This is a genomic window from Pseudomonas sp. F(2018), from assembly GCF_005508865.1.
In the GTDB taxonomy this organism is placed as follows: domain Bacteria; phylum Pseudomonadota; class Gammaproteobacteria; order Pseudomonadales; family Pseudomonadaceae; genus Aquipseudomonas.
The window spans coordinates 771,269-785,482 of the sequence record NZ_SCOM01000001.1 but is presented as its reverse complement, the minus strand read 5'-3'; the positions used below and the strand labels follow the sequence as shown (position 1 = coordinate 785,482).

Here is a 14,214-nt window from a genome sequence, read left to right as displayed (position 1 = left end):
TCCCTGAACGAAGTCCGCTTCAGCACCTAAACTGAAGCGGTCGAGTGACCCGAGAACCGAGATGAGCAAGCTTGCCGAGAAAGTCCAGGAAGAACTGATCCACGCCATCGAGAACGATGAGCTGGTGCTGCCGACCCTGCCCGAGGTGGCATTGAAGGTGCGCGAGGCGGCGGAAGACCCGAACATCAGCATCCCTGCCCTGAGCAAGGTGATCGGCAACGACGCGGCGCTGACCGCGCGCATCATCAAGGTGGTGAACAGCCCGCTGCTGCGCACCAGCAAGGAAATCACCGACCTGCAGATGGCCGTCGGCCGCCTCGGCATCAACTACACCTGCAACCTGGCCACCGGCCTGGCCATGGAGCAGATGTTCCAGGCCACCAGCGACGTGGTCGACCGCAAGATGCGCGAAGTGTGGAACAAGAGCACCGAGATCGCCGGCATCTGCCACGTGCTGTGCCGCCACTACACCCGCCTGATGCCCGACCAGGCCACCCTGGCCGGCCTGGTGCACCAGATCGGCGTGCTGCCGATTCTCACCTACGCGGAAGAGAACAACGCACTGCTGGCCGACTCGATCAGCCTCAACCACGTGATCGAGAAGATCCACCCGATCATCGGCGACAAGATCCTGCGTGCCTGGGAGTTCCCCGAGCCGATCGCCATCGTACCCAGCCAGCACCTGGACTTCAGCCGCAACTCGCCGAAGGCCGACTACGTCGACATCGTCCAGGTCGCCACCCTGCAGAGCTACCTGGGCAGCGAGCACCCCTACACCCAGCTGGACTGGAGCCAGATCCCGGCCTTCGCCAAGCTCGGCCTCGACCCGAACGTCGACATGCAGGCCGACGAAGACCTCTCCGCGGCGATGGAAGCCGCCGCCAGCATGCTGCAATAAGCGCAACGGGCGACGCTTGGTCGCCCGCCCCCGCAAGCCACGCATATCCTGACTAGACTGCAAGCAAGCCCGGCTCACCCCGGGTGGCGATAGAAGCCGTACGCCACGGCGCCGAAGGACCCGGCTCCGCCCCGCTCAGTCAAGGAAACCTGCCATGCGCCTGCTGCCACTGCTGCTCGCCCTGCTCCTGCCTCTGGCCGCCACGGCCGACGAGGTTCGCCTAACCAACGGCGAATGGAGCCCCTATCTCGGCCAGAACCTCCCCCACCACGGCGTCGCCTCGCGCATCGTCGAGGAAGCCTTTGCCCTGGAAGGGGTGAAGGTGAAATGGGAGTTCTACCCCTGGGCCCGCGCCCTGCGCAGCGCAGAGCGCGGCAACAGCGAAGGCAGCGCCGTGTGGCTGCGCAGCCCCGAGCGCGAACAGGCCTTCTTCATCAGCGATCCGGTGGTGGAGAGCGGCTACTACCTGTTCCACCGCAAGGACCAGCCGATCGAATGGAAGGAGGTCGCCGACCTCAAATCGCTGCGCATCGGCGGCGCCATCGACTATGACTACGGCCAGGCCTTCCAGCAGGCCGAGCGCGACGGCGAGCTCAAGGTCAAGCGCCTGAGCAACGAGGAACAGGGCCTGCGCATGCTGCTGGCCGGCCGTCTGGACGTGTTCCCGATGGACAAGGTGGTGGCCTTCGACCTGCTGCACAGCCAGTTCAGCCGCGAGGCGCGCAGCCAGCTGAGCTTCCATCCGCAACCGCTGCGCAGCGACAGCCTGCACCTGCTGCTGTCGAAGAAAGTACCCGGCAACGAACAGCGCATGGCGCAGTTCAACCGCGGCCTGAAGGCCCTGCAGGACAGCGGCAAGGTCTCCCAGTACCTGCTGGAAATCCAGCAGCCCCTCAGCCTGGCCTATTAGGGTCTGCCATCGTTTCGCCGCAAGCCGCGTTGCAGCGCAAAATCTCGCCAGGCTAGGCGCGGGACGCAGGCAATGGTCATTCCCTTGCCAAGTCCTGCAACAACGCATGGCGAGATTTTCCGCGCAACCCACAGGGACGGGCCAGTCTTTGTGCGGAACGTCGTTACTCGACAACTCATTTGGAATGCCAAACGTCGTGTCTCGCGCCTAGCTCCGCGCAAAAACTGGCTCCGTCGCGGTCGCGTCGAAACGATGGCAGACCCTACGCCGGCGGAAAGCTCACCCGCACCAGCAACCCACCCAACTCGCCCTGCGCCAGCTCGATCTCGGCGCGGTGGGCGCGGCAGATCTCGCCGACTATCGCCAGCCCCAACCCGGCGCCGCTGCCCTGCGGATTGCGCCGGTAGAAGCGTTCGAACACCCGCTCGCGCTCCTCCGGCGGAATGCCGGGGCCGTCATCCTCCACCTCCAGCACGGCCGGGCTCAGCACCCGCAGCACCACATTGCCGCCGACCGGCGTATGGGCCAGGGCGTTGTCGACCAGGTTGTAGATCAGCTCATGCAGCAGCATCGGCTCGCCGCGCAGCGGCACTTCCGCTTCGGCCTCCAGGGCCAGGGCGATGCCACGCTGGTGCGCCAGCGGCGCCAGGGCCAGGCCCAGCTCGCGGGCCAGTTGGGCCAGCTCCACCCGCTCCGCTCCGCCCTCTTCGATGGCGCGGGCGGCCCGCTCGATGCGCGCCAGCGACAGCAGCTGGTTGGCCAGATGGGTCAGGCGATCTGTGCTCTGCGCCGCCTTCTCCAAAGTGCTGTGCCACAGCGCCGGTTCGCGCTCACGCAGGCCCAGCTCGATGCGTGCCTTGAGCGCCGCCAGTGGCGTGCGCAGCTCGTGGGAGGCGTCGGTGATGAACTGCGCCTGGCGCTCGAACTGCTGGCGCAGGCGTTCGGTGAAGTGGTTGAGGGAGGCCACCAGCGGGCGCAGCTCGTCCTGCGCCTCGACCAGCGGCAGCGGCCGCAGGTCGTCCGGCTGGCGCTCTTCCACCGCCGAGCGCAGGCGCTCCAGCGGGCGCAGCGCGGCGCTCACCGCCAGCCATACCAGGGCCAGGCTGATCAGCGCCAGCAGGCCCATGCGCCACAGGGTATCGAGCAACAGGCCACGGGCCATGCGCACGCGGGCCACGTCGGTCTCGGCCACGCGGATCTCGGCCATGCCGTTCATCCCCGGTTCGCTGACCGGCTGCAACAGGCTGACCACCCGCACGCCGACGCCGTCGAACTCGCCGTCGTAGAAACGCGCCAGCGCCGGGTAATCATCGGTGCGCGGCGTGGTCGGCGGCGGCGATGGCAGCCCGTCGTAGCCGGACACCAGTTTCCCCTGCAGGTCGCTGACCTGATAGAAGATGCGCCCCTCCAGGTCATAGGCGAACGGGTCCAGCGCTACGTAGGGCACGTCGGCGCGCAGCAGCCCGTCCTCGGTGTACAGACCGTCGGCGATGGCCCGCGCCGAGGCCAGCAGGGTGCGGTCATAGGCGGCGTCGGCCGCATGCCGGCCGTTCCAGTAGGCGCTCAGGCTGCCGATCAGCAGCGGGATAGCCAGCAGCACCGCCAGGCGCCGCAGCAGCCGGCCACGCAGGCTGCCGGCGCTGGCCTCACTCACCCGTGGACTCCAGCAGATAGCCGAGGCCGCGGAAGGTGACGATGCGCACCGCATCGCCTTCCAGCTTCTTGCGCAGGCGATGGATATAGATCTCGATGGCGTCGGGGCTGGCGTCCTCGTCCAGGCCGAATACCTGGTCGGCCAGTTGCTCCTTGCTCATCACCCGCCCCGGCCGGGCGATCAGCGCCTCCAGCACCGCCTGCTCGCGGGAGGTCAGGTTGAGCAGCTGCTCGCCCAGGGTGAAGCGCCGCGTGCCCAGGTCATAGACCAGCGCGCCGCAGCGCTGCTGCTGCTCGCCGCCGAGCACGCTGCGCCGCAACAGGGCCTTTACCCGCGCCTCCAGCTCGGTCAGCTCGAAGGGTTTGGCCAGGTAGTCGTCCGCGCCCAGGTTGAGGCCGTGGACGCGATCCTTGACCTCGCCACGCGCAGTCAGCATCAGCACCGGCAGCGTCTTGCCGCGCCCGCGCACCCGGGCCAGTACCTCGAAGCCGTCGAGCCGCGGCAGGCCCACGTCGAGCACGGCCAGGGCGTAGTCCTCGCTGGCCAGGGCGTGTTCGGCGGCCACCCCGTCATGCAGCACATCGACGGTCAGACCCGCGCCACGCAAGGCCTGGGCCACGCTTTCGGCCAGGGGCAGATGGTCCTCGACCAGCAGGATTCGCACGGCGGCACTCTCCACAAACCTCGTCTCTGTCCGCCGAGTGTAACCAGCGCCGACGGCCTGTGAAGGCCGCCGCAGGTTTCTTTCACCCTGAAAGCCTGGCGAAAGTTTCGCCCCCTAGGATCGCGAACAGGGTGGCGAGAACCACCCATAAAACGTCGGGCGCGTGGTTGCCCCGGCGTGACAAGAACAACAATCGGAGACCACATGATGCGATCTGCCCATCGGCTGGCCTCGGCGCCTGTCCGTCGCTTCAGCCTCACCTTGCTCGCCTGCGCTTTGGCGCCTGCCGCCGCGCACGCCGCCTTCATCGAAGACAGCAGCGCCACCCTCAGCACGACCAACATCTACCTCAATCGCGACTTCCGTGAAGGCGATGGCCAGAACAAGCGCGAGGAATGGGGCCAGGGCTTCCTGCTCGACATCCAGTCCGGCTACACCGAAGGCACCGTCGGCTTCGGTATGGACGCCCTCGGTATGCTCGGCGTCAAGCTCGACTCCGGCGGCGGCCGCACCGGCACCGACCTGCTGCCGGTGCAGGACGACGGCGGCACCCCGGACGAATTCGGCCGCCTGGGCCTGACCGGCAAGGTCAAGATTTCCAAGACCGAATTCCGCTACGGCTCGCACATCCCCGAACTGCCGGTGGTCAAGGCCAGCGACAGCCGCCTGCTGCCGCAGGTATTCGAGGGCGGCCTGCTGAGCTCCAGCGAAATCGACAACCTGAGCCTGCTCGGCGGGCGTTTCGACAAAGTGATCGACCGCGCCTCGACCAACTCCGAGGACATCATCCTCAACAGCAAGAACGGCCGCTTCGCCGGTGGCGTCACCGCCGAGCACATGGACCTGGCCGGCCTCGACTGGACCTTCGCCAAGGGCATGACGGCGCGCTACTACTACGCCGACGTCGAGGACATCTACCGCCAGCACTTCCTCGGCCTGCTCGCCAGCCAGCCGCTGGGCGGCGGCACCCTGAGCGCTGACCTGCGCGTCTCGATCAGCGACGACAGCGGCTCGGCCGAGGCCGGCAAGGTCGACAACAACGCCTGGAACGGCCTGGTCTCCTACGCCCACAGCGGGCACAAGGTCGGCCTCGGCTACCAGCACCTGACGGGCGACACCGGCTTCGCCTACGTCGATGGCAGCGACCCGTTCCTGGTCAACTTCGTGCAGATCAACGACTTCGCCAACGCCGAGGAACGCTCCTGGCAGGCGCGCTACGACTACGACTTCGCCACCCTCGGCGTACCCGGCCTGAGTTTCATGACCCGTTACATCAAGGGCGACAACGCCCAGGTGTCCGGCAGCAGCAAAGAAGGCCACGAGTGGGAACGCAACACCGAGGTCAAGTACGTGGTGCAGAGCGGCCCGCTCAAGGACCTCTACGTGCGCCTGCGCAACGCCAGCTTCCGCTCCAGCTTCGCCCGCGATGCGGACGAGAACCGCGTGATCGTCGGCTACTCCCTGCCGATCTGGTAAGCCACAATAAAACTCCACAGGAGAAGATGATGAACACTACCCTGTCGCGTATCGCCCTGGCGTTCGGCGCCCTCGCCCTTTCCGGCCAGTTGCTGGCCGAACCCAAGCGCCCCGAATGCATCGCCCCGGCCAAGCCCGGCGGCGGCTTCGACCTGACCTGCAAGCTGGCCCAGAGCGGCCTGAAAGACAACGGCCTGCTCGAGGCCCCGATGCGCGTGACCTACATGCCCGGCGGCGTCGGCGCCGTGGCCTACAACGCGGTGGTCGCCCAACGGCCGAAGGATGCCGGCACCATCACTGCGTTCTCCTCCGGTTCCCTGCTCAATCTGGCCCAGGGCAAGTTCGGTCGCTACGACGAGAACGCCGTGCGCTGGCTGGCCGGCATCGGCACCGACTACGGCGCCATCAGCGTGCGCGCCGACTCGCCGCACAAGACCCTCGACGACCTGGTCCAGGCCCTGAAGAAAGACCCCGGCGGCATCGTCTTCGGCGCCGGCGCCACCATCGGCGGCCAGGACTGGATGCAGACCGCGCTGATCGCCCGCGCCGCCGGCATCGATCCCAAGGTGCTGCGCTACGTGGCCTTCGAGGGCGGCGGAGAGACCCTCACCGCCATGCTCGGCGGCCATGTGCAGGTCACCTCCAGCGGCCTCGGCGAGGTCACCCCGCAACTGGCGGCCAACAAGATCCGCATCCTCGCCGTGCTCTCGGACCAGCGCCTGCCGGGCAAGCTGGAGGGCCTGCCGACCGCCAAGGAACAGGGCTACGACATCGTCTGGCCGGTGATCCGCGGCTTCTACATGGGCCCGGAAGTCAGCGACGCCGACTTCGCCTGGTGGAAGGCCCAGTTCGACACTCTGCTGGCCAGCCCGGAGTTCGCCAAGCTGCGTGAACAGCGCGACCTGTTCCCGCTGAACATGACCGGCGATGAGCTGAAGGCCTACGTGTTCAAGCAGGTGCAGGACTACAAGGCCCTGGCCAGCGAGTTCGGCCTGGTCCAATAGGGAAGCTGCTGCGCTAGGAAAGGCTGTGTTGGAAGGCGGCTCGGTTCGGTCATTGGGTTAACCCAACTCCCTCCCCTCGCCGCCTTCCGCCTTGCCTTTCCGTCGCTCGCGACGCTTCCCGCCGCCCCCTATCACGAGGAACTCCTCATGTACGTCCGCCTGTTCGCCGCGGTGTGGCTGCTCGTCTGCGCCTTTCTCGCCGTGGTCGCCTGGGGCTTCCAGGCCCCCTTCTCGTATGACCCGGTCGGCCCGCGCGCCTACCCGCTGTTGCTGCTGATGCTGATGGCCGCCTCGGCCCTGTGGCTGCTGTGCAAACCCAGCGCCGAGCCGACCCTGCCGATCTCCTGGGCCCTGGCGCGCAAGGTGGCCCTGTGCATCGGCGCCCTGCTCGCCTACGCCCTGCTGTTCGAGCCGCTGGGCTTCATCCTCAGCACCGCCCTGATCGGCTTCGGCCTCGGTTTGCTGTTCGGTGGCCGCGTGCTGCTCAGCGCCGTCAGCGGCGTGCTGATGGGCGTGCTGCTCTATGGCCTGTTCGACTACCTGCTGGACGTGCCGCTACCGCTCGGCCTGTTCGCCGCTTTCCTGGAGAGCTGAGATGGAAACGCTGAATTTCTTGATGCAGGGCTTCGATGTCGCCACCCGCCCGGTCAATCTGCTGGTGGCCCTGTTCGGCGCCTTCGTCGGCACCATTGTCGGCCTGCTGCCGGGCCTGGGTCCGATCAACGGCGTGGCCATTCTGCTGCCGCTGGCCTACGCCCTCGGTCTGCCGCCGGAGACCGCGCTGATCCTGCTGGCCGCCGTGTACCTGGGCTGTGAGTACGGCGGACGCATCTCGGCCATCCTGCTCAACGTACCGGGCGATGCCGCGGCGATCATGACCACCCTCGACGGCTACCCGCTGGCGCGTCAGGGCAAGGCGGGCATCGCCCTGTCGCTGTCGGCCATGAGCTCGTTCATCGGCAGCACCATCGCCACCATCGGCGTGGTGCTGTTCGCGCCGATCCTGGCCAACTGGGCGGTGGCCTTCGGTCCGGCCGAGTATTTCGTGCTGATGGTGTTCGCCATCGCCTGCCTGGGCGGCATGGTCGGCGACAAGCCGGTGAAGACCCTGCTCGCCGCGCTGATCGGCCTGGGCCTGGCCACGGTCGGGGTGGATGCCACCACCGGGGTGTACCGTTTCACCTTCGACAGCGTCGGCCTGTCCGACGGCGTGCAGTTCGTCATCGTGGTGATCGGCCTGTTCAGCGTCAGCGAGATCCTGCTGATGCTCGAACACACCAGCGCCGGCCAGCAGGCGGTCAAGAGCAGCGGGCGCATGCTGTTCAACGCCAAGGAGTTCGCCTTCACCTGGTGGAGCAGCGTGCGCAGCTCGCTGGCCGGCTTCGTCATCGGCGTGCTGCCGGGCGCCGGGGCGACCATCGCCAGCGCCATCACCTACATGAGCGAGAAGCGCATGGCCGGTGCCAGCAGCCGTTTCGGCGAGGGCGACCTGCGCGGCGTGGCAGCGCCGGAGGCGGCCAACAACGCCTCGGCCTGCGGCTCGCTGATCCCCATGCTGACCCTCGGCGTGCCGGGCTCGGGCACCACCGCGGTGATGATCGGCGCCCTGACCCTGTACAACATCACCCCCGGCCCGCTGCTGTTCGAGCAGCAGCCGGACGTGGTCTGGGGCCTGATCGCCTCGCTGTTCATCGGCAACGTCATCCTGCTGGTGATGAACATCCCGCTGGTCGGCCTGTTCGCCCGCATGCTCAGCGTGCCGACCTGGATCCTGGTGCCGGCCATCACCATCATCTCGGTGGTGGGCGTGTACGCCGTGCACAGCACCACCTTCGACCTGGTGCTGATGGCCGCGCTCGGCCTGTTCGGCTACCTGCTGCGCAAGATGGACTTCCCGCTGTCGGCGCTGATCCTCGGCTTCGTGCTCGGCGAGATGATGGAATCCAACCTGCGCCGCGCCCTGTCGATCAGCAACGGCGACCTGGCGATCCTCTGGTCCAGCCCGATCACCGTCGGCCTCTGGGCCCTGGCCGCGCTGATGCTGGCCCTGCCGGGTCTGCGCTGGTGGCGTAACCGGCGCAAGCTGCAGGCAGCGCATGCCTAACTGGCTGCTCACCCCCGTCGCCGGCGCCGCCGGCGGCTACCTGGCCAGCCTGATCGGCTGGCCTTTGCCGTGGATGGTCGGCTCCCTGCTGGCGGTCATGCTGCTGCGCTGCTTTGGCGGCCTGGAGCTGGGCGAGGTGCCCGGTGGGCGCAAGCTTGGCCAATGGCTGGTCGGCACCGGCATCGGCCTGCACTTCAGCCCGGCAGTGCTGGAGCAGGTGCTCGCCCATGGCGGCGTGCTGCTGATCGGCGCACTGGCCACCAGCCTGACCTGCCTGATCGGCATCGCCCTGCTGCGCCGCGCCGGCGTCGACCGCGCCACGGCGTTCTTCGCCAGCATGCCCGGCGGCGCCAGCGAGATGGTCAACCTCGGCCAACGCAATGGCGCCAGGACCGGCGAGGTGGCGGCCGGGCAAAGCGTGCGCCTGCTGCTGGTGGTGCTCTGCGTGCCGGCGCTGTTTCAGTGGTGGCTGGGCGCAGCTCCGGCGCTGGCGCATGCCGGTGGCACGAGCGACCTGCCAACGCTGGCCGCGCTGCTGGCCGGCGGCGCGCTGTTCGCCCTGCTCTGGCAGCGCCTGCGCCAGCCCAACCCCTGGCTGCTCGGACCGATCCTGTTCGCCGCCGTTGGCGCGGTATGGCTGGATCGCCCGCTGAGCCTGCCGGGCGGCACCAGCGAAGTCGGCCAGTGGCTGATCGGCAGTGCCCTCGGCTGCCACTTCAGCCGCGAGTTCTTCCACCGCGCGCCGCGCTTCATCGGCCTGGTGCTGGTCGCCACCCTGCTGGCCATGCTCGCCGCCGCCCTGGCGGCCGAGGCCCTGAGCTGGCTGGGCGCGCTGGATCACCGCTCGCTGATGCTGGGCATGATGCCCGGCGGCATCGCCGAGCTGAGCCTGACCGCCGAAGCGCTGGCCCTGTCGGTACCGCTGATCACCGGGCTGCAGGTGCTGCGGTTGATGTGCGTGCTGTTCCTCGCCGAGCCGGCCTTTCGCCTGTGGCAACGACGACGCTAGACCCACGTTCAGGCCCGCCGCGTGCGGGCCTCTTTTTTCCAGGCAAAAAAATGGGCGACCGAAGTCGCCCTAAATGCCTTGCGTGCACTGGTTCGGAGGGATCACTCAGCCTTGGCGATTGCCTTGGCCTTCTTGTGCGAATCCTTCCAGATGAAGAGACCGACGCCGCCGAAGAAGGCGACCATCAGGGCGACTGTGCCGATGCCGGCGAGAACTACGGTATCGAGGAACATGGCTGCCTCCTGAGCTGTGCCGTGTCGTGATGGGCTCAGATTAGAGGAGGCGTGGCGGCGGGAATTGATCCGGATCAATGTCCGGTGGGGTGGGCGCCGCGACAGGGCGCCGCAGGCGGATGGCTACTGGCGCGCGCGGCAGCTCAGCGCTTCTTCTTTGGCTTGGACTTGCTCTTGCCCTTGAGCGGCATGGCCTGCTCGAAGGCCTGGCGCATGTCGTCCAGCTTCTTGTCGTGCAGGTCGTGGATGCGCTTGCCGCGCTCTGCGGTGAAGTCGATCAGCTTGTCGTCGCTCATGGTCGGGACCGGATCAGGCGGAAAGTGAGGTTGATGCGTGGCGCCACCGGCTTGCGGGTCTTCGCCACCTGGTGCTGCCAATGATGCTGCGTTGCGCCGGCCATGACCAGCAGCGAACCGCTATCCAGTTGCAAAGAATGCTCGATGCGCCCGCTGCCCTTGCGCCGCAGATCGAAACGGCGCGGCCCGCCGAGGTTGAGCGAGGCGACCAGCGGATTGCGCCCCAGCACGGATTCGTCGTCGCTATGCCAGCCCATGGAGTCGTTGCCGTCGCGGTAGAAATTGAGCAGCACGCCATTGAACGGCTGACCGGCCACCTCCTCGACCCGCGCACGAATCTCGGCCAGCAGCGGCGTCCACGGCAGTGGTTGATGCAGCAGGCCGGAATAGCGGTAGCTGGCCTCGGGGTCGCCATACCAGGCCAGCAGACGCGGCACGGGAAAGTGCTTGCCGTGGATCAGCAGCCGCGGCTGCTCCCAGGGCGTCTCGGCGGCCAGTTGCTGCAGCCATTGGTCGGCGGTGGCGGCATCCACCCAATGCGGACGGAAATCCAGCTCGGCGTCTGGCAGTTGCAGTACTTGGGAATCGAACAGGTCCACGCGGGTCAGACTTCCACGTCCACCCACAGGCCCTGGCGCGGCAGCTCTTCCAGCAGCTTTTCCTCTTCGGGGCTGTGGGCTTCCAGCTCGGCCAACTCCTCCGGGGTATAGCCGCGGCGCTGGCGCCGGCGCTGTTCCTCGCGCAGCAGCTCCTCGGCCTCTTGCGGGTGCCGCTTGTCCAGCTCCACCTTGCCCTCGTTGGAGCTCTCGTTGGTCGGCGTCACCGGCGGAATCTCCGGGCGCGGCTTGACCACGTCCTGCTGGGCGGTGACCGGGACCAGGCTGTGGGGGATGGGCGGCAGCATCAGTGCTCTCCGTGTTTAGTTCTGCTGTCGGCCGGACGGCATTCAACTTGAACCGGCGCTCGCTACACTTTCGACTCAGGCCGCACGCATTGATTCAGCCGCGGGCGTCGCCCTCGACGCGGCGTTCCGCTAACATACGCGGCTTTTTTCGCAGCTGGGGCATTTCATGGCAAGTAGTGGCATTGTGCAGTACCAACCGGGGCAACGCTGGATCAGCGACAGCGAGGCGGAACTCGGCCTGGGCACCATCCTCACTTCCGACGGCCGTCTGCTCACCGTGCTCTACCCGGCCACCGGCGAGACCCGCCAGTACGCCCTGCGCAACGCTCCACTGACCCGCGTGCGCTTCGCCCCGGGCGACGAGATCACCCACTTCGAGGGTTGGAAGCTCACCGTGCAGGAGGTCGAGGATGTCGACGGCCTGCTGGTCTACCACGGCTTCGACGCCCAGCACGAACCCTACAGCCTGCCGGAAACCCAGCTGTCCAACTTCATCCAGTTCCGCCTGGCCAGCGACCGCCTGTTCGCCGGGCAGATCGACCCGCTGAACTGGTTCGCCCTGCGCTACCACACCCTGGAACACCAGAGCCGCCTGCTGCAGTCCAGCCTCTGGGGCCTGGGCGGCGCCCGCGCCCAGCCGATCGCCCACCAGTTGCATATCGCCCGCGAAGTCGCCGACCGCATGGCCCCGCGCGTCCTGCTGGCCGACGAAGTGGGCCTGGGCAAGACCATCGAGGCCGGCCTGGTGATCCACCGTCAGCTGCTCTCCGGTCGTGCCAGCCGCGTGCTGATCCTGGTCCCGGAAAACCTGCAGCACCAGTGGCTGGTGGAGATGCGCCGGCGCTTCAACCTGCAGGTCGCCCTGTTCGACGCCGAGCGCTTCGCCGAGAGCGATGCCAGCAACCCGTTCGAGGATACCCAGCTGGCGCTGGTCTCCCTGGAATGGCTGAAGGACAGCGAGAAGGCCCAGGACGCCGCGTTCGCCGCCGGCTGGGACCTGCTGGTGGTCGACGAGGCCCACCACCTGGTGTGGCACCCGGAAAAGGCCAGCGACGAATATCGCCTGGTCGAGCAACTGGCCGAAACCATCCCCGGCGTGCTGCTGCTCACCGCCACCCCCGAGCAGCTGGGCCTGGAAAGCCACTTCGCGCGCCTGCGCCTGCTCGACCCGGACCGCTTCCATGACCTGGAAGCCTTCCGCGCCGAGAGCGCCAACTACCGCCCGGTCGCCGAGGCGGTGCAGGAGCTGCTCGACGAGGGCCGCCTGTCCGAGCAGGCCCACGCTACCATCGCGCGCTTCCTCGGCGCCGAGGGCGAGGCGCTGTTGGCCGCCGTCACCGATGGCGACAGCGAGGCCGCCGCGCGCCTGATCCGCGAGCTGCTCGACCGCCACGGCACCGGCCGCGTGCTGCTGCGCAACACCCGCGCCGCCGTGCAGGGCTTCCCCGAGCGCCAGCTGCACCCCTATCCGCTGCCGTGTCCGACCCAGTACGCCGACCTGCAACCCGGCGAGCACGCCGAGCTGTACCCGGAAGTCAGCTACCAGGCCCAGGGCGAAGACGAGGCCTGGTGGCGCTTCGATCCGCGCGTCGACTGGCTGATCGACACCCTGAAGATGCTCAAGAAGTTCAAGGTGCTGGTGATCTGCGCCCACGCCGAGACCGCCATGGACCTGGAGGACGCCCTGCGCGTGCGCTCCGGCATCCCGGCCACGGTGTTCCACGAGGGCATGAGCATCCTCGAGCGCGACCGCGCCGCCGCCTACTTCGCCGATGAAGAGTTCGGCGCCCAGGTGCTGATCTGCTCCGAGATCGGCTCCGAGGGCCGCAACTTCCAGTTCAGCCACCACCTGGTGCTGTTCGACCTGCCGGCCCACCCGGACCTGCTGGAGCAGCGCATCGGCCGCCTCGACCGGATCGGCCAGAAGCACACCATCCAGCTGCACGTGCCCTACCTGGAAGGCAGCCCCCAAGCCCACCTGTTCCAGTGGTACCACCAGGCGCTGAACGCCTTCCTCAATACCTGCCCCACCGGCAACGCCCTGCAGCATCAGTTCGGCCCGCGCCTGCTGGCACTGCTGGAAAGCAACGGCGACAAGGCCTGGCAGGCCCTGCTGGACGAGGCCCGCGCCGAGCGTTTGCGTCTCGAAGGCGAGCTGCACAGCGGTCGCGACCGCCTGCTGGAACTCAACTCCGGCGGTGCCGGCGAAGGCGAGCGCCTGGTCGAGGAAATCCACGAGCAGGACGACCAGTTCGCCCTGCCGATCTACATGGAAGAGCTGTTCGACGCCTTCGGCATCGACAGCGAGGACCACTCCGAGAACGCCCTGGTGCTGCGCCCCAGCGAGAAGATGCTGGATGCCAGCTTCCCCCTCGGCGACGACGAGGCGGTGACCGTCACCTACGACCGCAACCAGGCCCTGGCCCGCGAAGACATGCAGTTCCTCACCTGGGAACACCCCATGGTGCAGGGCGGCATGGACCTGGTGCTGTCCGGCTCGATGGGCAACACCGCCGTGGCGCTGATCAAGAACAAGGCGCTCAAGCCCGGCACCGTGCTGCTGGAGCTGCTCTACGTCAGCGAAGTGGTGGCGCCCAAGGCGCTGCAGCTGGGCCGCTTCCTGCCACCGGTGGCGCTGCGCAGCCTGCTCGATCCGAACGGCAACGACCTGGCCAGCAAGGTCGCCTTCGACACCCTCAACGACCAGCTGGAGACCGTGCCGCGCGCCAGCGCCAACAAGTTCGTGCAGGCCCAGCGCGACGTGCTGTCCAAGCAGATCAACGCCGCCGAGGCGAAGATCGCACCGCGCCACAACGAGCGGGTGAGCGAGGCGCGCCAGCGCTTCACCGCGACCCTGGACGAGGAAATAGCGCGCATGACCGCCCTGCAGGCAGTCAACCCGACGGTGCGCAGCAGCGAGATCGAGGCCCTGCGCAAGCAGCGCGAGAGCGGCCTGGCCTTCCTCGACAAGGCGGCCCTGCGTCTGGAGGCGATCCGGGTGCTGGTGGCCGGCTGACCTGTTCGGCAAAACCAAAAAGGGCAGCCTCGGCTGCCCTTTTTCA

General features: G+C 67.7%; 14 protein-coding genes. 8 read left to right on the top strand and 6 right to left on the bottom strand.

Features of this window, described 5'->3' with window-relative positions; all coding sequences use genetic code 11:
- Nucleotides 1-61: 61 nt before the first annotated feature.
- Both FFS62_RS03880 and FFS62_RS03875 read left to right on the top strand, forming a co-directional pair.
- Nucleotides 62-898, top strand: coding sequence for an HDOD domain-containing protein (locus tag FFS62_RS03880; RefSeq protein ID WP_137971486.1), 837 nt, complete (start codon nucleotides 62-64; stop codon nucleotides 896-898).
- Nucleotides 899-1,052: 154 nt separating this feature from the next.
- Nucleotides 1,053-1,808, top strand: coding sequence for an ABC transporter substrate-binding protein (locus tag FFS62_RS03875; protein WP_137971485.1), 756 nt, complete (start codon nucleotides 1,053-1,055; stop codon nucleotides 1,806-1,808).
- Between the two features lie 262 nt (nucleotides 1,809-2,070).
- Here FFS62_RS03875 and FFS62_RS03870 read toward each other — a convergent pair whose 3' ends face one another.
- Together FFS62_RS03870 and FFS62_RS03865 are read right to left on the bottom strand one after the other, a co-directional pair.
- Entirely contained in the window at nucleotides 2,071-3,462 is a 1,392-nt protein-coding gene (locus FFS62_RS03870; protein WP_256662107.1) for a sensor histidine kinase, read from the bottom strand.
- A complete protein-coding gene (locus tag FFS62_RS03865) occupies nucleotides 3,455-4,126 on the bottom strand; it encodes a response regulator (protein WP_137971483.1) in 672 nt (223 codons plus the stop codon). The genes FFS62_RS03870 and FFS62_RS03865 overlap by 8 nt, the downstream gene beginning before the upstream one ends.
- A gap of 207 nt (nucleotides 4,127-4,333) precedes the next feature.
- On the opposite strand from FFS62_RS03865, the gene FFS62_RS03860 reads away from it, so the two are divergent.
- The 5 genes from FFS62_RS03860 (at nucleotide 4,334) to FFS62_RS03840 (ending at nucleotide 9,719) form a co-directional block, all read left to right on the top strand.
- Nucleotides 4,334-5,602: an OprD family porin gene (locus tag FFS62_RS03860; protein ID WP_137972220.1), complete on the top strand. Its 1,269-nt coding sequence runs from the start codon at nucleotides 4,334-4,336 to the stop codon at nucleotides 5,600-5,602.
- A 29-nt stretch (nucleotides 5,603-5,631) separates the two neighbouring features.
- Complete coding sequence (locus FFS62_RS03855) at nucleotides 5,632-6,606, top strand: tripartite tricarboxylate transporter substrate binding protein (RefSeq protein ID WP_137971482.1); 975 nt, start codon at nucleotides 5,632-5,634, stop codon at nucleotides 6,604-6,606.
- 147 nt (nucleotides 6,607-6,753) lie between these two features.
- Nucleotides 6,754-7,200, top strand: a complete 447-nt coding sequence (locus tag FFS62_RS03850; protein WP_137971481.1) for a tripartite tricarboxylate transporter TctB family protein — start codon at nucleotides 6,754-6,756, stop codon at nucleotides 7,198-7,200.
- A gap of 1 nt (nucleotide 7,201) precedes the next feature.
- Nucleotides 7,202-8,710, top strand: a complete 1,509-nt coding sequence (locus tag FFS62_RS03845) for a tripartite tricarboxylate transporter permease (RefSeq protein ID WP_137971480.1) — start codon at nucleotides 7,202-7,204, stop codon at nucleotides 8,708-8,710.
- A complete protein-coding gene (locus tag FFS62_RS03840; RefSeq protein ID WP_137971479.1) occupies nucleotides 8,703-9,719 on the top strand; it encodes an AbrB family transcriptional regulator in 1,017 nt (338 codons plus the stop codon). The genes FFS62_RS03845 and FFS62_RS03840 overlap by 8 nt, the downstream gene beginning before the upstream one ends.
- A gap of 101 nt (nucleotides 9,720-9,820) precedes the next feature.
- Here the strand turns inward: FFS62_RS03840 and ccoM are convergent, their stop codons facing one another.
- From ccoM to FFS62_RS03830, 4 genes are all read right to left on the bottom strand, one after another.
- Complete coding sequence (gene ccoM, locus FFS62_RS23360) at nucleotides 9,821-9,952, bottom strand: cytochrome c oxidase subunit CcoM (RefSeq protein ID WP_256662106.1); 132 nt, start codon at nucleotides 9,950-9,952, stop codon at nucleotides 9,821-9,823.
- A gap of 143 nt (nucleotides 9,953-10,095) precedes the next feature.
- Nucleotides 10,096-10,248, bottom strand: coding sequence for a hypothetical protein (locus FFS62_RS23140; RefSeq protein ID WP_171016260.1), 153 nt, complete (start codon nucleotides 10,246-10,248; stop codon nucleotides 10,096-10,098).
- On the bottom strand, nucleotides 10,245-10,847 hold the full coding sequence (locus FFS62_RS03835; RefSeq protein WP_137971478.1) for an alpha-ketoglutarate-dependent dioxygenase AlkB: 603 nt from the start codon (nucleotides 10,845-10,847) through the stop codon (nucleotides 10,245-10,247). The genes FFS62_RS23140 and FFS62_RS03835 overlap by 4 nt, the downstream gene beginning before the upstream one ends.
- Before the next feature lie 5 nt (nucleotides 10,848-10,852).
- Nucleotides 10,853-11,152: an aspartate-semialdehyde dehydrogenase gene (locus FFS62_RS03830; RefSeq protein ID WP_137971477.1), complete on the bottom strand. Its 300-nt coding sequence runs from the start codon at nucleotides 11,150-11,152 to the stop codon at nucleotides 10,853-10,855.
- A gap of 166 nt (nucleotides 11,153-11,318) precedes the next feature.
- Here FFS62_RS03830 and rapA point away from each other — a divergent pair, with 166 nt between their 5' ends.
- Nucleotides 11,319-14,168, top strand: coding sequence for an RNA polymerase-associated protein RapA (gene rapA, locus FFS62_RS03825; RefSeq protein ID WP_137971476.1), 2,850 nt, complete (start codon nucleotides 11,319-11,321; stop codon nucleotides 14,166-14,168).
- Nucleotides 14,169-14,214 lie beyond the last annotated feature (46 nt).

Coding starts and splice junctions, on each gene's coding strand:
- FFS62_RS03850 (WP_137971481.1), top strand. CDS start 6,754: ATGTACGTCCGCCTGTTCGCCGCGGTGTGGCTGCTCGTCTGCGCCTTT.
- FFS62_RS03860 (WP_137972220.1), top strand. CDS start 4,334: ATGCGATCTGCCCATCGGCTGGCCTCGGCGCCTGTCCGTCGCTTCAGC.
- ccoM (WP_256662106.1), bottom strand. CDS start 9,952: ATGTTCCTCGATACCGTAGTTCTCGCCGGCATCGGCACAGTCGCCCTG.
- FFS62_RS03840 (WP_137971479.1), top strand. CDS start 8,703: ATGCCTAACTGGCTGCTCACCCCCGTCGCCGGCGCCGCCGGCGGCTAC.
- FFS62_RS03845 (WP_137971480.1), top strand. CDS start 7,202: ATGGAAACGCTGAATTTCTTGATGCAGGGCTTCGATGTCGCCACCCGC.
- FFS62_RS03880 (WP_137971486.1), top strand. CDS start 62: ATGAGCAAGCTTGCCGAGAAAGTCCAGGAAGAACTGATCCACGCCATC.
- FFS62_RS03855 (WP_137971482.1), top strand. CDS start 5,632: ATGAACACTACCCTGTCGCGTATCGCCCTGGCGTTCGGCGCCCTCGCC.
- FFS62_RS03875 (WP_137971485.1), top strand. CDS start 1,053: ATGCGCCTGCTGCCACTGCTGCTCGCCCTGCTCCTGCCTCTGGCCGCC.
- FFS62_RS03830 (WP_137971477.1), bottom strand. CDS start 11,152: ATGCTGCCGCCCATCCCCCACAGCCTGGTCCCGGTCACCGCCCAGCAG.
- FFS62_RS23140 (WP_171016260.1), bottom strand. CDS start 10,248: ATGAGCGACGACAAGCTGATCGACTTCACCGCAGAGCGCGGCAAGCGC.
- rapA (WP_137971476.1), top strand. CDS start 11,319: ATGGCAAGTAGTGGCATTGTGCAGTACCAACCGGGGCAACGCTGGATC.